This window comes from Rhodococcus sp. BP-316, from assembly GCF_019836105.1.
GTDB lineage: Bacteria > Actinomycetota > Actinomycetes > Mycobacteriales > Mycobacteriaceae > Rhodococcoides.
Genome location: NZ_JABUEE010000015.1, coordinates 26811 through 44536 on the forward strand (window position 1 = coordinate 26811; position 17726 = coordinate 44536).

A 17726-nucleotide genomic window follows, 5' to 3' on the forward strand; every position below is an offset into this window, starting at 1 on the left:
GCCGCCTATCCGCAGTACGTCGAGCGCGCGACGTCGACGTACGTCTGTGCGGTCCGCGACGCGTCCTCGGCGCTGATGGTCGCACCGGACGCCGACGCCTCGGCACCGACGTTCGCGGTGACGAAGGTGAGGACCTGGTCGTCCGCCACACCCTCGGACTGGGCGGCGCAGATGTAGCTCGCCGTGCCGATGGCGATGTCGCCGTTGCCGGCCACCGTGACGCCGCGGGACTTCAGAGCGTCGAGGAACTCGGTTCCACGGGCGTCGATCGGCACCTCGGTCGGGCCGGGGAAGCCACTGGGCACCGGTTCCGCCTCGTCGGGAGCGGTCGCCGCCGCGCCCGGACTCGTGGTCGCGCCAGGCGAGGTCGACGTGGCGGACGCGGACGTGGAGGTCGGCGCCTCCGTCGTGGTCGCAGCGGCGGTGGCGCTCGACGTGAGGGACGGCGTGCTGCTGGCCGAGGAGTCGTCGCCGCCGCACGCGGTGAGCAGAGCACCGGCCGCGACGGCCAGCATCGCGGGAGCGACGGTGGTGGCGAACCTCGAGGTCACGAAAACGTCCTTACTGTCATCGGGGCACGGCAACTGACAGCGGACGGTACCGGCACGGTCTGAGAGGACTCTGTGTGCGGCAAGGCCGGAGGCCGGCCGCGGGGCGAAGTCCCACCGTGTCGGCACCGCCCGGTGTCGGGTCAGGGAACGATCTGGACGACGCCGTCCCGCACCGTCACGAAGCCGTTCTGGAAGTTCTGCTGGACACCGCCGGGGATGTCGAACTGATCGCTGGTGACGTATCCCAGGCGACCGTTCTCGTACCCGACGCTCTTCCACGCGTCGAATATCTGGCCGTTGAGGATGGACCACGCGCCGGTCGCGGGCGACCAGTAGATGTTGCCGCCCTGGAACTCGGTGAAACGACCGCCGTCACGGACCGGGACCTCGTTGGTCTTCGCGAAGCCGAGTGCCCCGTTCTCCCACCCGAGCTGGCCGTACTTCTCCATGATCTTGCCCATCACGGCGTGCGTGCCGGTGTCGGGCGAGAAGTACATCGCACCGATCTCGAAGCCCTGGACCGCACCCGGCTTGTTTGGGGTCTGCACCTCGTCGCGCAGCGGGTAGCCCAGCGGCCCACCCTCGTAGCCCTGGCGGGCCCACTCGTCGAGAATCGCGCCGCGCACTGCGTGCGCACCGGTCTGCGGGGTCCAGTAGACCATTCCGTTGCGGAACGAGTTGTAGCGTCCACGGCCGTCCGGGGTTCCGAGCTCACCCGACAGCGGCATGCCCAGTGCGCCGGCCGGACCACCGTTGGCCGCGTACGCGCCACCGATCGCACCGGCGACGACGTGCGTGCCCCCGTCGGAGGAGAAGATGCGACCGAACCGGAAGTCCTGTGCCCGCCCACCCGCGACGTCGTACTCGGAGGTGAGGCAGTCGCCGAGCCATCCGTTGGCGCTCGCGGTGCCGCCGATGTTCCCGCCGACGCTGCACGCGGGCTTGTCCACCTCGACGCCGAGGGCGGTGGCGATCTGCGGCCATGCCTGGCGGAGCTCGAACTGCCAGTACTGCCACGAGTGGGTTCCGGACGGCCGGTAGTTGATCGAGGCCGGGATGCCGAGCTTGTTGAGCTTGGTCGCGAACGTCTGCGACGTGAGCCGCGACAGGATCTCGAGACCCATGCCGGCGTAGTTCGTGCTGATGCCGGGGATGTCGGACTGCTGGTCGTACGGTCCGGCGGTACCGCTGCCGCTCGAGACGTACAGGCTCATGCCCTTCAGCTTCTCCGCGAGAACGTACGGGTCGTGCTGAGCCCACAGCTCGCTCGACGGCACGCCCCACATGGCACCGGCGTCGAAGCCGCCCGCGTCCTGCATGGCGTACCCGATGGCCTGCGGCATGCCGAGCGTCGTGGTGCTGAGGATGCCGGAGAACGATCCGGCGAATCGGAAGAAGCCCGGGTTCCGCGCCGAGAGCGTCATCGCGGCGGTGCCGCCCATGGAGAGACCGGCGACCGCGCGCGTCTGGTTGGAGCGCCAGTCACGCTCGAGAATGGGCGGGAGCTCCTTGGTCAGGAACGTCTCCCACTTGTAGTTCCGGCCGTTGTTCTGCTCGGCCCAGTCGGAGTAGAAGCTCGACTGACCGCCGACGGGCAGCACGACGTTGACGTTCTTGTCGGCGAACCAGGACTCGGCGTCGGTCTCGGCGGTCCAGCCGTTCTCGGTGTCGGTCGCGCGCATGCCGTCGAGCATCCACACCGACGGGAACGTGGCCTGCGGGTTCTTGTTCCAGTCCCGCGCGAGCAGCAGCTGCACCTGGATCGGGACTCCCATGGACGGCGAGTTCACCCACACCGCGACACGGCGGTCGGTGATCCAGTCGACCGCGGACACGGTGGCGCCGGCATCCGCCTGCGCGCGCAGCGGCGCTGCCTGGACAGGTGCCGCGTGGACCGGAGACGCGACCGCCGTGGCGGCCTGGCCCCCTGCGAGCGGAAGAACCAGCGTGACCGCCAGGGCGGACAGGATCCGCGCTCTCCGGCCGTTCGGAACTCGCATGTGTGGGACTCGCTTCCTCGAAACGTCAGACTGTGCGGGGCCGTCGGCGTGCCGGAGAGGTCCGGTACGTCGAGACTGCCGCCGATCTTGTTCTACACGGTCACGACGACGGTCTCGGGGAGACTCGCTGTGACTGGTGGTGCAAATGTTACTGGAGTCGCCTCAGAACATGCGACAGCCCCGGACACCGTCGCCGAAGCGAGGGCCGGGGCAGTCGACTACCGAGCTGACTCAGCCGATGTTGGCCTTCAGGTCGGGCATCATCTGCACGATCTGATCGAACCAGTAACCCCACCGGTGCGTTCCCTGCGCGGGGAAGCTGTAGGTGACGTTGTTGGCGCCGATCGAGGCCATGCGGACCTGGAACGCGCGGCTGTTGGCGAGCGCCAGAGCCTCGAGGCCCATGCCGTTGGCGGTGTTGTAGTAGTCGAGCAGCGAGCCCGGACGGTCGTAGTTGCCCGGGAGGCCGCTGGCGGCCGAGACCCAGACACGCGTGCCGTTGTCACGCAGACGCGGCGCGAAGACGAACGGGTCGTTGCGGAGCCACGCCGGGTTCCAGGGCGGTCCCCACATGCTGTCGACGTTGTAGCGACCGGCGTCGAGCATCGCGACGCGGATGGCCTCGCGCATGCCGGGCGCCGAGATGTTCAGGTAGCCGGACAGCGAGCCGGCGTAGCTGAACTGGTTCGGGTGGTACGCGGCGAGTGTCAGCGCAGCGCTGCCGCCCATCGACAGACCGACGATGCCGTTGTTCTGACGCGAGAAGCCGAGGTCACCCGCTGCGAGACGGTTGGGGAGATCCTGCGTCAGGAACGTCTCCCACTTGTACGTGATCTGCTGGCCGTTGAAGTTCGACGGTGCGTACCAGTCGGTGTAGAAGCTGGACTCACCGCCGACCGGCTGGACGACGTTGATGTTGTTGTCCGAGAGGAACGAGCCCGCATTGGTCTCGTGCTCCCAGCCGCTGATGTCCGGCGTCGCGCGGAGACCGTCGAGGAGGTACACGACCTTCGACGTGTTGCCGTCGGCGGCGCGCCAGACGCGACTCTTGATCGGACCCATGGACGAGTCGGACCAGACGTCGAATCCGGCACGGATCTCGGCGTTGGCAGTGGCTCCGGTTCCCACGACCGCGAGGCCGAGGGGGATGGCGGCGGCCATCACGACGGAGACGAGGGCCTGACGCATACGTCGGCCCACTCGGGGGGTGCGCAGGCGTGAAGCCTTACGCGGCAGAGCGCTGTCGTCACCAGCGACATCGGTAACGGACCCGTCACGCATACATTCGGCCTCTCACAGTTCCGTGCAGCCGGACGGCCGCACCGCTTCGTCGATCGATATCCGGTCACGCTCCGAGGAAGACCTCGGAACCTGAACCATCGGTCTCGTCTTCCGCGCACGATCGCCCCGCGGGCGATCCTGCACGTCGACGCACATCATCTACACATATCTCCGCCGACGGAGACAGCGTTACACAAACGAGATGCCGGAATCCAGCCGGGACGTCGAAATCGGAATACTCACGACACCGAAACGCCATGACCCGGTGATCTCACTGTGACGCGGATCTCACTTGCCGCACATCGTCACGATGCGGGCCGCTCCGGGGGCATCTCTAAATTACACCGTTGTATTTCGTACTTCGGCACCCGGTCGAATCGGTACCCCGCGAGATCCAACGAGTGCTTGAAGTTCTGCACGAATCGGGCCCGCGTGAGCTCTGAACGGTAGGACGTCAGCAGTTCCTGCGTCTCCGGACAGGTCAACGCGACCTGCGCCTGCTCCACCCATTCCTCGTCCAGATAGAACGGCAGGAAGGGATGCACGTCCACCATTCCGGTGTCCGCGACCACCCAGTCCGTGTACAGGTTCTTGTCGTGTCCGATGCGGCCGTTGTCGAGCCGTTCCGTGTGCGCCGCCAACGGATACGCCAGGCCCATCTGATCCAGCACCCGGACGTCGAGCCCCACGTTCATGCTGGTCATTCCCAAGTTGAGGAAGTAGACGACGTGCTCGTCGCCGCCCTCGGGAATCGGCAGGGGCGGCGGCACCACGTCCCAGTAGGTGAACTGCGCGGACGGCAGCAACAGACCGCCGTCCGGCGTGTTCTCGATGGTCTGCACCATTGCCCGCATGCGCGGGTAGTCCAGGTAGTCGCTGGCCAGGATCGGATGGCGGTGGCCGGTGTTCTCGGAGTAGAAGGCCCGCTCGTCGACGATGCCGCTACGCCCGACCGTCGTGCCCTGCGGCATGCCGGTGGTGGTGGCCGCGAAGACCGCCCAGACGACCACGCCGAGCCACAGCGCGACGCACGACACCAGCGCCACGATCCCGCGCCGCAGCGGGATCGGCACGACGGCGACCGGGAGCAGCAGCAGGAACAGCGCGGGGAGCAGAGTGCGGCCGTGCATGAAGTCGCCGCCCACGCGCACGGCGTACACCGTGGAGATCAGACCCGACACGAGCGCGAAGACCACCACGGCGCTCGGCGTCCGGATCCGCGAGACCAATCCGGCGAGACCGCTCGGCGCCTCGCCACGGCGAGCCGCACCGGGCCCGATCCGGGTGGCGGCCAGTGCCGCGGCCACGACGACCAGCACCGCGGGCACCCACAGGGCGTAGGGCCCCACGAGGTTCCACAGATACGTCGAACCCTGCGCCCACTTGGCGCCGCCGGCGTCCTTCGACACCGCGGTGTTCGGGTACGGCAGCGCGTAGTAGCCCATGCGCCAGATCTGGTAGCCCACCGGGAGCAGACCGGCGACCACGACGACGGCGCCGCGGCGGATCCATCCCGACGTCGCGACGACGAGCATGAGGAGCGCGAGGCCGCCGACGATGACGAGTTCCGGGCGGACGAGGGGCGACAGTCCGCCCCAGAACGCGATGACGAGCACGAGTGCCGTCGACGGGTTCTCCACCCGCCGGTCCGCCCACCGGAGCATCAGCCACCACAGGACCGCGATCCAGAAGATGACCAGGCACGACTCGAGGCCGGACGTCGCGAAGTCGCGTGCCGGCGGTACGGCGATGTAGACGAGCGCTCCTGCGGGGAGCGCGAGCACCGCGCGCCCGGCGTACAGGCGTGCCGTGCCGATCATCGCGACCGTGACGGCCGCCGTCGTCAGCACGAGGGCGATGGTCAGCACCACGTACTCGAGGCGGACACCGCTGAGCCACGAGAAGGCGTACACGACATAGGTCCAGGCGGCGCTCGTGTTGGTCTCGACGCGCTCGCCCGCGTTGAACACCGGCCCGTTGCCGGCCAGGAGGTTGCGGACCGTGCGCAGCACGATCAGTCCGTCGTCCGCGATCCAACGGCGGTCCCAGGCGCCCCAGAAGGTCAGCACCGCGACCACGGCGATACCGGCGACGCCGGTCGCTCGGGCCCACCCGGGCGTTCCCACCCGGTCCTCGGCCCGCGACTGCTCGTCGCCGGTACGTTCTGTCAGTTCCTCATGCGAGGTAGACAGCGACACCCACCACTCCGATCCACACGATGGCGAGCATCTGGAGCACCCGGTCCCCGAGTGCGATCTCCTCGGGCTCGCCCGCTTCGCCACCGTCCACGTCCACTGCGTACCGCAGGATAGCGACAGTGAAGGGAACCATCGAGATCGCGAAGAGGGAACTGCCGTTCTTCGCGTCCTGGTCGAAGGCCCACAGTCCGTAGCAGATGACGACGGCCGTGGCGCTGAGCGTCCACACGAACCGCAGGTAGGTGGTGGTGTAGTTCTCCAGCGACTTGCGGATCTTGGCGCCGGTGCGTTCGGCGAGCTGCAGTTCGGCGTACCGCTTGCCGGCTGCCATGAACAGCGATCCGAAGGCCATGATCAGCAGGAACCACTGCGACAGCGGGATGTCGGCCGCCACGCCGCCCGCGATCGCGCGCAGCAGGAAGCCGGACGAGACGATGCAGATGTCGAGCACCGCCTGGTGCTTCAGGCCGAAGCAGTACGCGAGCTGGACCGCGATGTAGACGCCCATGACCACGGCGAGGTTCCAGTTGGCCAGGAACGAGAGCCCGATCGCGCCGCCGAGCAGCACCACCGCCATCGCGAATGCCAGGTTGACCGGGAGGACACCCGCCGCGATGGGACGGAATCGCTTGGTGGGGTGCGCCCGGTCCGCCTCGACGTCCATCGCGTCGTTGACCAGATAGATGCCCGACGCGGCCATGCAGAAGACGAGGAACGCGAGCGCGACCGGCAGGAGCACCGAGCTCTCGGTGACCGAGCCGGCAGCCAGGGGCGCCGCCAGGACCAGCACGTTCTTGACCCACTGGCGCGGGCGCACCGCCTTGACGATGCCCGTGGCCAGGTTCTTCGGGGGCGCGCCGACGACGGCGGGTTCCTCGCTCATGCTGCTCCTGCTGTCGTGGCCGCTGCGTCTCCGCCGGTCAGGCCGAATCGGACCGCCGCGTTCTTCTCGGCTCGCACCGTCGCCGCCGCGGACAGCGCGCCGAGCGCGGAGCCCACGAGTACGTCGGAAGGGTAGTGAACACCGAGCACCAGGCGCGACACCAGCATCGCGGGCACCAGCACCGGTGCCACGGGCAGACCGCTCGCGCGGCCGATCAGCAGCGCCGCGGCCGTGGTGGACGTCGCGTGCGACGACGGGAAGCTGAACCGGCTGGGCGTGGAGACGCCGACGCGCACGGACGGATGGGTCGGGCGCCGACGCCGCGAGATGCGCTTGACGACGATCGACGCCGCGTGCGCACCGACGGCACCGACCGCGACCGACGCCCACTGCTCGCGCCGCGCCGAGTCGACCACGGCACCGATACCGCCGATGGCGATCCACCCGAGGGCGTGCTCACCGAAGTGCGACATCCCCCGAGCGACACGCACGGCGCCCGGCAGTGATCCGACGCTGCCCTGCACCGCGGTGAGGACCCGCAGGTCGGTTCGAACCAGGTTGTCAGTTCGGATAGGAGAAGACACGTTCCCAACGCTCCTTGCTGGTGAGTTCGGGCACGGCGCGACGGTACCGGTCGGACAGCTCGGGGAAGCGCGACGCCAGCTCGCGGCGCAGCGAGAGCGCCTCACCGAGCAGCGTGGAGGCGATCTTCGGATCCCGCTTGCGGTACACGACGCCGCGTCCGTCGGCGGTGGTGACGGTGACACCGTCGACCTGCGAGAGCAGGTACCAGCGCGCATCGAGCGTCGGCACGTTGAGCTGGGGACGGTCGTGGTGCTGCCGCTGCGCACCTCGGGCGTTGTGGATCAGGCCCTTCGCCAGCCGGGACACCTTGGCCACGGCGCCGACCGGCTCGGCGACGGCGGGAACGTCCGCGCCGCTGGCCGGCGGGAGCAGCGTCGACGACGGGACGACCACGGCGTCGGGGTACTGCCTGCGTACCCGGTGCACCTCGGCGAGCGCCGTCGGCAGGATGTCCATGATGTGCTCGGGGCCGGCGAGGAAGTCGCGGATCGCCATGTTCTGGATCGCGACCGTGGAGTACTCGAGGCACAGCAGATGCTTCATCGTGGCCTTGACGGTGTTCACCACGAGGCCGCGGGCGGAACCCGGGGAGTGCAACGCCGCCACCACGAGGCGGTTGCGCAGGTGGAAGTACGCCTGCCAGTCGATGGCGTCGTCCTTGTCGCTCCACGCCATGTGCCAGATCGCGGCCCCCGGCAGAGTCACCGTGGGGAACCCGGCCTCGCGGGCTCGCAGTCCGTACTCGGCGTCGTCCCACTTGATGAACAGCGGCAGCGGCTGACCGATCGTCTCGGCGACCACCCGTGGGATGAGGCACATCCACCAGCCGTTGTAGTCGACGTCGATCCGGCGGTGCAGCAGTGTCGACTCGCGGAGCGGCTTCTCGGCGAAGTCGTGGTCGTACTCGACGTTCTGGGCGCCACCCCACATGAAGATGCCGGTGTCGATCTTCTCGCCCATCACGTGCAGGTGACTTCGTGCCTGCAGGTTGAGCATCTGGCCACCGACGAGTGTCGGCACCTTCGCGAAGCGGGCCATGGCGAGCGCCCGCAGGATCGAGTCGGGCTCGATCTCGATGTCGTCGTCCATGAAGAGGATGTGCTCGGCGTCGGTGTTCTCGAGCGCCTCGTACATGATCCGGCTGTATCCGCCGGATCCACCGAGGTTGGCCTGGTCGTGGATGCTGAGGAGATCGCCGAACGCGGCCGCGGCGTCGTCGAATCCGGGCTCGTCGCGCACCTTGCGGGTGCCCTGGTCGGGCACGATGACGGCGTCGACGACGGCCATGACCAGTGGATCGGACGCGATCGCCGTCAGCGCCTTCACGCAGTCCGTCGGACGGTTGAACGTGGGGATGCCGATGGCCACGGACGCGCGTCCGGGCGCGTCGACGGGTGCGAACCACCCGGCGGACCGCACCTCGACGTCGGTGTCCGTGGTGACGTCGAACCAGATCCATCCGCCGTCCTCGAAGGGACCGAGCTCGACGACGAACTCGAGAGTCGTGACGTCGCCGTCGACCGTCGTCGCGTCGTCGGTGTCGCCGCCCTGGACGTGGATCCGGGACCCGTCCGCCTTCGAGCGGTAGACGTCGACGCGGCAGTGGCCGATCAGCTCGACCCGCAGGACGACGGAATCCAGCGTGCTCCACCGTCGCCAGTAGCTCGCCGGGAACGCGTTGAAGTACGTGCCGAAGGAGACCTCCGACTCGGATCCGATGGACACCGAGGTGCGAGAGAGCGAATGCGCGCGGCGCGGGTTGGTGCGGGCCTCGTCCGTGTACAGGGTGCGGACGTCGAGCGGCTCACCGGCGCGCGGGAGCAGGATGCGTTGGAGCAGCGACCGCCCCAGCAACTGGTCCTCGCTCACGCCGAATCACCCAGTGGAGCACCGGATTCGAGGTGGGGGCGCAACGTGTTCTCGAACGTGGTGAGCGCACTGGCGATGGCCATGTGCATGTCGAGGTACTGGTAGGTGCCCAGTCGGCCGCCGAACAGGACGGAGTTCTCGGCCGTCTCCTGCTTGGCGCGGGCCCGGTAGGCCGCCAGCTTCGCGCGGTCGTCGGGAGTGTTGATGGGGTAGTACGGCTCGTCTCCCGACTCCGCGAACCGGGAGTACTCGCGCATGATGACCGTCTTGTCCGCGGGGTAGTCGCGCTCGGGATGGAAGTGCCGGAACTCGTGGATGCGCGTGTAGGGCACGTCCGCATCGTTGTAGTTCATCACCGGGGTGCCCTGGAAGTCACCAGTGTCGAGCACCTCGGTCTCGAAGTCGAGTGTGCGCCAACCCAGTTCGCCCTCGGAGTAGTCGAAGTACCGGTCCAGCGGTCCCGTGTAGACGATCGGCGCGTCCGGGCTCTCGGCCCGGAGTTCGTCACGGACGTCGAACCAGTCCGTGTCCAGCCGGACCTCGATGAGGTCGCTCTTCGCCATGTTCTCGAGCCACGCGGTGTAGCCGTCGACGGGCAGACCCTCGTGGGTGTCGTTGAAGTAGCGGTTGTCGAAGGTGTAGCGGACCGGGAGCCGCGCGATGTTGCCCGCGGGCAGATCCTTGGGATCGGTCTGCCACTGCTTGGCGGTGTAGTCGCGGACGAACGCCTCGTACAGCGGGCGGCCGATCAGCGCGATGGCCTTCTCCTCGAGATTCGCGGCATCCTCGACCGAGATCTCGCTGGACTGCTCCTCGATGAGCGCGCGCGCCTCGGCGGGAGTGAAGTAGCGGCCGAAGAACTGGGACACCAGGCCCAGGCCCATCGGGAACTGGTACGCCTGGCCCTTGTGCAGGGCGAACACGCGGTGCTGGTAGCCCGTGAACTCGGTGAAGCGAGTGACGTACTCCCACACCTTCTCGTTCGACGTGTGGAAGAGGTGGGCGCCGTACTTGTGGATCTCGATGCCGGTACCGGGCTCGGGTTCGGAGTAGGCATTGCCTCCGATGTGGGAGCGCCGGTCGAGCACGAGCACTCGTTTTCCCAGTTCCGCGGCACTCCGCTCGGCGATCGTGAGGCCGTAGAAACCGGACCCCACGACGATCAGGTCGTACCGTCCTCGCGAAGTATCAGTCACGGGTGACCAGGGTATCCGACGCTGTGTAGTCGTCCCGCAACCCGCACGTCGACCCTCCCGACGGGCGAATCGTTCGAACACCTGGCCGAACCCTCTACTTGAGGTTGATGGTTGGTGTTTCTGTGGTTAGTGTGGCGCTTGTTGCGCATCATCTATCACATGAGTCACATCCGTCACATGTGACGGTGATCGCGGGGCAACGTCTACCAGGGGAGAAATCGTCTTGCACCGTCGACCGAAGCCGTCACTGATTCTGGGTGTCGTCGCCGCACTCGCGGTCACGAGTCCTGTCGTGGTCTACGCCGTCGGGGACAGCACCACCGGAGTGCGCGCGGCCAACGACACGACCACCGTCGTTCCCACGCAGATCGCCAAGCTGGCGCTCGCGAACGCACCCGACATCGTCATCCCCGTGAAGGAACTCACCGGGCTGGATCTGCCGGACATCGACCTGGGGTCGCTGCGCGATCTGTCGCTGCCCGACTCCTTCGAGATCCCGTCCATCCCCGGACTCACGGTTCCCGAGGTGCCCGCCGCGTCGCCCACCGATCCGGCAGCCCCCGCGCCGTCCGAGGTGGACGGCTCGCAGGACGGCGCCGTGGTCAAGGAGGTGTCCCAGGACACCCCCTTCAGCATGGTCGCGCTGACGGCCGACCAGCTCGGCTCTGCGGTGGCCCGTGTGCGTGCCCAGCTCGACGACGGTTCCTGGGGTCCGTGGAACGAGACGCAGTCCATCGACACCGGTCGCACCGATTCGGACGTGCCCGCCGTCGCCAATGGCACGGAGCCCATCTACGTGGGCCTGACCAAGCGCGTCCAGTTCCTGCTGAGCCCCACCGTCCCGGCCGGCGCCGTGCTGAACCCCGCCGACCCGGCCTTCCCGGTCGAGCCGCCGGCACCCGCTCCCGAGGCGGCACCGGCACCCGAGGCGGCTCCCGCTCCCGACGCGGCCGATCCCGTCGCGCCGGCACCCGAGCTCGGCTACGTCCCGGCGTCGTCGTCCCGCCCGCTACGGGCCCAGCCGATCGCGAACGCCCTCGCGGACGCGACCGCCGTGCTCATCACGCCCGGCACCTCGGCGGCCGACAGCACGCTGAGTGACATCGCGACCCCCGTCGACGGCTCCGGCCCCGCCGTGATCACCCGCGCCCAGTGGGGAGCGGACGAGTCGAAGCGCTGCGGTTCGCCCACGTACGACGACTCTCTCGGCGGCGCCACGGTGCACCACACCGCGGGCAGCAACAACTACAGCAAGGACGAGTCCGCGGGCATCGTCCGGGCGATCTACGCGTACCACGCGCAGACACTGGGCTGGTGCGACATCGGTTACAACGTGCTGGTGGACAAGTACGGCCAGGTGTTCGAGGGCCGCGCAGGTGGCCTCGATCGCAACGTCGAGGGCGCGCACGCGGGCGGCTTCAACGAGAACACCATGGGCATCGCGCTGATGGGCGACTACAGCTCGGAGCAGCCGACGCAGGAGTCGCTCGACGCTGCCGGCAAGTTCCTCGGGTGGCGTCTCGGCAAGGCCGGCCTGGACCCGAAGGGGACCACCACGATGACGTCCGAGGGCACGCAGTACACGTTCGTCCAGCAGGGCCGCTCGATCGATCTCCCGGTGATCTTCGCGCACCGCGACGTCGGCAACACCGAGTGCCCGGGCGACGCCGCCTACGCACGTATGGATGACATCCGGTCCATCGCGGCAGCCAACCTGAACGGGACCGGCACCCCGACACCGGCGGAGCCCGGTACCGGGACCTCGACCGACGAGGGCCTGGTGGCGCCGCCCGTCGCCGCTCCCCCGAGTGTCGACGCGTCGTCACCGGCACCCGGCAACACGCTGACCGGGCTCGTGTCCGAACTCCTCGCGATGGGCGTCCAGAACCCGATCGTGCAGAAGTGGGTCGCCGAGGGCGGTGAGTCGGGTCGACTCGGCGCCGCCCTGACCGGACTGCTCCCCGCACCCGAGGGACAGACCCGCGCGGACTTCGCCAACGGGTCGATCTACACGACGCCCACCGGCCAAGTGGTCTCGGTGCTCGGCCAGATCTTCAAGCAGTTCGTCGCCATGGGCTCGGAGTCCGGATCTCTCGGACTGCCGACGTCCGACGAGTACCGCATCCCGAACGGATGGCAGTCCGACTTCGAGAACGGGTCGCTCTCGTTCGACGAGATCACGGGGATCGTGACGACGGTCGTGAAGACCTTCACCGACACGTACACCGCGGAGATGAACGCCGGCGCGCCGGTGGACGCTCCCGCACCGGCCCCGGCTCCCGAGGCAGCGCCCGTCGGCTGATCGTTCTCTCTAGCTCCACCACCGTTCGAGCACGCGGGCGACGCCGTCGTCCGCGTTGCTCGTGGTGACCTCGTCGGCCGCGGCGATCGCAGCAGGGTGCGCATTGCCCATCGCGACGCCGTGGCCGACCATCCTCAGCATCGGCACGTCGTTCGGCATGTCTCCGAAGGCGATCATCTCGGACGCGTCGATGCCGAGAGTGCGCGCGATCTCCAGCAGTCCCGACGCCTTCGACACTCCGGGCGGACTCAGTTCGATCAGCCCGTTGTCGGTCGAGAAGGTCACGTCGGCGAGGTGCTCCACATGGGACGTCAGCGCGGCCGCCATGTCCCCACTCGTCATCGACGACTGCCGGATCAACAATTTCACGGCGGGGGCGGACAGCACCTCCTCCGAGGACGTCTCGGTGTTGTCGGGGTTGAGCCACGCGTGCTCGTAGCCGGGAGAGCTCACGAACTGCGGCGTCGCCGCGTCGTGCGCGCTGCGGCCGACCCGCTCCACCGCGAGGCCGCACCCGGCGATGAGGGACTCCGCAAGAGCGGCCAGCTCGGCCAGATCGGTCACGCTCAACGTCCGCGCCGACACGACCACGTCGTTCTCGCTGTCGTAGATCACGGCGCCGTTGGCGCACACGGCCATGGGCGCGTGACCCAGCTGCTCGACGATGGGCCCGATCCACCGCGGCGGTCGACCCGTCGACAGCACGAAGGTGTCCCCGGCCGCCACGACGGCGTGCACCGCGGCCTTCGTTCGAGCCGTCACGCGCTCGTGGTGGTCGATGAGCGTTCCGTCGACGTCCGATGCGACGAGCCGCGGCCGTCCGGTCTCGCCGGGAGTGACGGGTCGCTGTGTGGGCTGCATCGGTCAAGTTTGCCCGACGGGGTTCCGCGACGTCTCCAGCGACGCACGAATATGGCGTGGAGGACGCGATCGACCGGCCGTAGTCTGACGTCCTGTGTCCCATCTCGAACTGTCCGACGTCGACTACTTCCTGCCCGACGGCCGCCAATTGCTGGACGGCGTGTCCTTCCGGGTCGGTGACGGCGCCAAGACCGCACTGATCGGACCCAACGGCACCGGCAAGACCACCATCACCCGCATCGTCGCCGGTGACGTGCCGCCGGACGAGGGGAGCGTGACGCGCTCCGGAACGCTCGGGGTGATGCGGCAGTTCGTCGGCCAGGTGCGCGACGAGTCGACGGTGCGTGACCTCCTGCTGTCCGTGTGTGCGGAGCCCGTCCGTACGGCCGCCCGGCGACTGGACGACTCCGAGAACGCGATGATCGAGCACGACGACGAAGCGACCCAGATGGCCTACGCACAGGCGCTGTCCGACTGGGGCGACATCGGCGGGTACGACCTCGAGCCGTTCTGGGACGAGGTCACCATGTCTGCGATGGGCACCTCGTTCGAACGCGCGAAGTGGCGGGCCGCGTCCACGCTCAGTGGCGGCGAGCAGAAGAGGCTCGTGCTCGAGGCACTGTTCGCGGGCAACGATCAGCTGCTGCTGCTCGACGAGCCCGACAACTACCTCGACGTGCCGGGCAAGCGGTGGCTCGAGCGCACCATCGCCGCGTCGGACAAGTCGGTACTGTTCATCAGCCACGACCGAGAGTTGTTGTCCACGGCCGCAACTCGCATCGTGACACTGGAGCCGGGGATCAACGGCGCCTCGGCGTGGGTGCACGGCGGCGGATTCTCCACCTACACCGAGGCACGCGAGAAGCGGAACGCGCGACTCGACGAGTTGAAGGCGCGGTGGGACGAGGAGCGGGTGAAACTGCAGGCGCTCGTACTGCGGCTGCGCGAGAAGGCGAAGTTCAACGACGGTGTGGCCTCGCGCTACCAGGCGGCCCGGACGAGGCTCGCGAAGTTCGAGGAGGCGGGCCCACCCGAGGCGGTGCCGCTCCGCCAGAACGTCGCTGTGCGGCTCACGGGAGGACGGACCGCGAAGCGTGCACTCGTGTGCACGTCACTCGAGTTGACCGGACTCATGCAGCCCTTCGACACGGAGATCTGGTACGGCGACCGCGTGGCCGTACTGGGCTCCAACGGGTCCGGCAAATCGCACTTCCTGCGGCTGCTCGCTGCCGGCGGAACCGATCCCGACCTCGAGCACCTTCCCGTCGGCGAACTCGACCTGGCACCCGTACCGCACACGGGCACAGCCACTCTCGGTGCACGGGTCCGCCCGGGACTGTTCGCTCAGACCCACACCCGTCCCGACCTCGAGGGCAACACATTGCTGGACATCCTGCACCGCGGGACCTCGCACCGTGACGGGATGGGACGGGAGGCCGCGTCCCGCGCACTGGACCGCTACGGGCTCTCCCGCCAGGCGGAGCAGAGGTACGACGACCTCTCCGGTGGTCAGCAGGCACGGTTGCAGATCCTGCTGTTGGAGCTGTCCGGCGCCACGATGCTTCTCCTCGACGAACCCACCGACAACCTCGACCTCGAGTCGGCCGACTCCCTGCAGGACGCGATCGTCGCGTTCGACGGAACCGTGGTCACGGTGACGCACGACCGATGGTTCGCTCGGAGTTTCGACCGGTTCCTCGTCTTCGGGGCGGACGGTCGGGTGTACGAGTCGGGTGAACCGGTGTGGGACGAGGGCCGCGTGGCACGCGCTCGATGACACCCCGCCGGACGTGACGATTCGGACACGGTGAGGCGCGTGCAACGCCGTGCGTGCGAGTCGCGCCGTTAGTGTCGGGACACATCTCGGCACGCGAAAGGGTGACTCGGCGTGGACATCATGGAACCGGTACACGGAACGGCCTACCTGCTGTCGGTCGCGGCCATCGCCGTGGCCGTCCTGCTCTTCCTCATCATGAAGGTGAAGCTCCACGCCTTCCTGTCGCTCGTTCTGGTGAGCATGGTGACGGCGGTCGCCGCAGGCATCCCGCTCGCGGACGTACCCGACACGCTCCTCTCGGGCTTCGGAGGGACACTCGGCAACGTCGCGTTGCTCGTCGCGCTGGGCGTGATGCTCGGCCGACTCCTCGAGAAGACCGGTGGGGCCCAAGTTCTCGCGGACACCCTCATCGCACGCTTCGGTGAGAAGCGCGCTCCCTTCGCGCTCGGCGTCGCCGCCTTGATCTTCGGGTTCCCGATCTTCTTCGACGCCGGTCTCGTCATCTTCCTGCCGATCATCTTCTCGGTGGCGCGGCGCTTCGGCGGATCCGTCCTGCTCTACGCGCTGCCGACAGCCGGCGCCTTCGCGGCCATGCATGCGATGGTGCCGCCGCACCCGGGACCCGTGGCAGCGGCGGACCTCATGGGCGGAGACATCGGCGTCACTCTCGTCGTCGGGCTCCCGGTCGCGATCATCGCGTGGTTCCTCGGTTCCTACCTGGTCGGTACGCGCCTGGGTCGCCGGTTCGTCACCAGCCCGGCCGCGCTGTTCGCGGATGCAGCCGACGACCCCGACGCTCCGCCCGTCGCGCCACCGCGCTTCCTGGCCGTCCTCGGACTGCTCCTGTTCCCGCTGATACTCATCTGCCTGAACACCGGTGTCTCGACGCTGCAGACCGCCGGAATCGTCTCGGAGGACGCCGGGTGGGCGGACGCACTCATTCTCCTGGGGCAGACACCCGTCGCTCTGCTGCTGACGGTGCTCCTGTCGCTCGTGGTCCTGGCACCCGGACGGTTCTCCGTCTCCAAGGCCACGTCGCTCATGGACGACGCCCTGGGCCCGGTGTGCGCGATCATCCTCATCACGGGCGCCGGCGGAATGTTCGGCGGAGTCCTTCGCGCCAGCGGCATCGGTGCGTCTCTGACGGAGTCACTGTCGGATCTCGGGTTCTCGTTGATCGTGCAGGCGTTCCTCATCGCGGCGGCTCTCCGTGTCGCGCAGGGCAGCGCGACGGTCGCGCTGACGACCACTGCCGGCCTGGTCTCGGCTCAGGTGGTCGAGCTCGGGTTGGGTAACTTCGACATCGCACTGCTCGTGTTCGCGATCGCTGCGGGAGCCACCGTGCTCTCGCACGTGAACGACTCGGGTTTCTGGCTCGTCAGCCGATTCTTCGGCATGGACGAGAAGACGACTCTGAAGACTTGGACGGTCATGGAAACGACATTGGGACTCGCGGTCTTCGCGCTCGCCTCACTGCTCTGGGTGGTGTTCTGACGTGACGGACCACGCCGACGGCATTCCGAGACACATCGTCGTGATGGGTGTGTCGGGGACCGGGAAGACCACCGTCGGCAGCGCACTGGCGACGACACTGGGGAGCACCTTCATCGAGGGCGACACTTTTCATCCCAAGGCGAACATCGACAAGATGTCTGCCGGCCACCCGCTGAACGACGACGACCGTCGACCGTGGCTCGCCGCGGTATCGGGTGAGATCGAGCGAGTGGCAGGGGAGGGTGGAACGTCGGTGACAGCCTGTTCCGCCCTGACGCGGCGGTACCGGGACTGGCTGCGCGGGGGCTACCCGGATCTGTTCTTCGTCCATCTGCAAGCGGACTACGACACGCTTCTCGACCGCATGTCGCGCAGGAAGCACTTCATGCCCCCGTCTCTGCTGCAGTCGCAGTTCGACACCCTCGAGGACCTCCAGGCGGACGAGCACGGCGCGGGAGTGCCGGATGTCGACGGCGTCGAGAAGGTGGTCGCAGCTGCCATGAAGGCAGTGGGCGCCTCCCGGTAGCACCATGCCGGCCGGCGGGGGGCACGGCGAAAGTCCTTCTGCCGGTGCATGACCCGTGAATGCAGAAAGCCCCCGGCCGGTGGTCGGGGGGCTTTCTGGGAAGGGTTGTTCGGCGGTGTCCTACTCTCCCACACCCTGTCGGGTGCAGTACCATCGGCGCTGGAGGGCTTAGCTTCCGGGTTCGGAATGGGTCCGGGCGTTTC

General features: G+C 68.2%; 13 protein-coding genes and 1 rRNA gene. 4 read left to right on the plus strand and 10 right to left on the minus strand.

The features are described 5' to 3' along the window. Positions 1 to 5 precede the first annotated feature (5 nt). The 8 genes from HQ312_RS21300 to glf form a co-directional block, all read right to left on the minus strand. Complete coding sequence (locus tag HQ312_RS21300) at positions 6 to 551, minus strand: DUF732 domain-containing protein (RefSeq protein ID WP_374198321.1); 546 nt, start codon at positions 549 to 551, stop codon at positions 6 to 8. 140 nt (positions 552 to 691) lie between these two features. After that, positions 692 to 2551, minus strand: a complete 1860-nt coding sequence (locus HQ312_RS21305; protein WP_056443104.1) for an alpha/beta hydrolase-fold protein — start codon at positions 2549 to 2551, stop codon at positions 692 to 694. 231 nt (positions 2552 to 2782) lie between these two features. Further along, positions 2783 to 3739 carry an alpha/beta hydrolase family protein gene (locus tag HQ312_RS21310; RefSeq protein WP_261770348.1) on the minus strand — a complete coding sequence of 319 codons (957 nt, stop codon included), beginning with the start codon at positions 3737 to 3739 and terminating at the stop codon, positions 2783 to 2785. Between the two features lie 398 nt (positions 3740 to 4137). After that, the gene (gene zomB / locus HQ312_RS21315) at positions 4138 to 5958 is read right to left on the minus strand and encodes a flagellar motor control protein ZomB (RefSeq protein WP_307097651.1); all 1821 of its coding nucleotides are present in this window, start codon (positions 5956 to 5958) and stop codon (positions 4138 to 4140) included. 49 nt (positions 5959 to 6007) lie between these two features. Beyond that, positions 6008 to 6913 carry a decaprenyl-phosphate phosphoribosyltransferase gene (locus HQ312_RS21320; protein ID WP_027507272.1) on the minus strand — a complete coding sequence of 302 codons (906 nt, stop codon included), beginning with the start codon at positions 6911 to 6913 and terminating at the stop codon, positions 6008 to 6010. After that, a complete protein-coding gene (locus HQ312_RS21325; RefSeq protein ID WP_056444193.1) occupies positions 6910 to 7455 on the minus strand; it encodes a phosphatase PAP2 family protein in 546 nt (181 codons plus the stop codon). The genes HQ312_RS21320 and HQ312_RS21325 overlap by 4 nt, the downstream gene beginning before the upstream one ends. Before the next feature lie 19 nt (positions 7456 to 7474). Then, positions 7475 to 9367, minus strand: coding sequence for a glycosyltransferase (locus HQ312_RS21330; RefSeq protein WP_222641442.1), 1893 nt, complete (start codon positions 9365 to 9367; stop codon positions 7475 to 7477). Further along, entirely contained in the window at positions 9364 to 10563 is a 1200-nt protein-coding gene (gene glf / locus HQ312_RS21335) for a UDP-galactopyranose mutase (protein ID WP_231476480.1), read from the minus strand. Before glf ends, HQ312_RS21330 begins: the two co-directional genes overlap by 4 nt. A gap of 223 nt (positions 10564 to 10786) precedes the next feature. Between glf and HQ312_RS21340 the strand changes: the two genes are divergently transcribed. After that, positions 10787 to 12865 (plus strand): N-acetylmuramoyl-L-alanine amidase, encoded by a 2079-nt coding sequence (locus HQ312_RS21340; RefSeq protein WP_222641451.1) that lies wholly within the window; start codon positions 10787 to 10789, stop codon positions 12863 to 12865. A gap of 9 nt (positions 12866 to 12874) precedes the next feature. Here the strand turns inward: HQ312_RS21340 and HQ312_RS21345 are convergent, their stop codons facing one another. Continuing rightward, entirely contained in the window at positions 12875 to 13726 is an 852-nt protein-coding gene (locus HQ312_RS21345) for an HAD family hydrolase (protein ID WP_222641453.1), read from the minus strand. Between the two features lie 94 nt (positions 13727 to 13820). On the opposite strand from HQ312_RS21345, the gene HQ312_RS21350 reads away from it, so the two are divergent. The 3 genes from HQ312_RS21350 (at position 13821) to HQ312_RS21360 (ending at position 17523) form a co-directional block, all read left to right on the plus strand. After that, entirely contained in the window at positions 13821 to 15503 is a 1683-nt protein-coding gene (locus tag HQ312_RS21350) for an ABC-F family ATP-binding cassette domain-containing protein (protein WP_222641461.1), read from the plus strand. Positions 15504 to 15614: 111 nt separating this feature from the next. Beyond that, on the plus strand, positions 15615 to 16997 hold the full coding sequence (locus tag HQ312_RS21355; protein WP_222641464.1) for a GntP family permease: 1383 nt from the start codon (positions 15615 to 15617) through the stop codon (positions 16995 to 16997). 1 nt (position 16998) lies between these two features. After that, complete coding sequence (locus tag HQ312_RS21360) at positions 16999 to 17523, plus strand: gluconokinase (protein WP_374198322.1); 525 nt, start codon at positions 16999 to 17001, stop codon at positions 17521 to 17523. Positions 17524 to 17630: 107 nt separating this feature from the next. Here HQ312_RS21360 and rrf read toward each other — a convergent pair. After that, positions 17631 to 17726: ribosomal RNA gene (gene rrf, locus HQ312_RS21365) — 5S ribosomal RNA — on the minus strand; the annotation flags it as partial.

Excerpts from the sequence above, each read along its gene's own strand:
- HQ312_RS21305 (WP_056443104.1), bottom strand. The coding sequence starts at position 2,551 with ATGCGAGTTCCGAACGGCCGGAGAGCGCGGATCCTGTCCGCCCTGGCG.
- HQ312_RS21310 (WP_261770348.1), bottom strand. The coding sequence starts at position 3,739 with ATGCGTCAGGCCCTCGTCTCCGTCGTGATGGCCGCCGCCATCCCCCTC.
- HQ312_RS21320 (WP_027507272.1), bottom strand. The coding sequence starts at position 6,913 with ATGAGCGAGGAACCCGCCGTCGTCGGCGCGCCCCCGAAGAACCTGGCC.
- HQ312_RS21345 (WP_222641453.1), bottom strand. The coding sequence starts at position 13,726 with ATGCAGCCCACACAGCGACCCGTCACTCCCGGCGAGACCGGACGGCCG.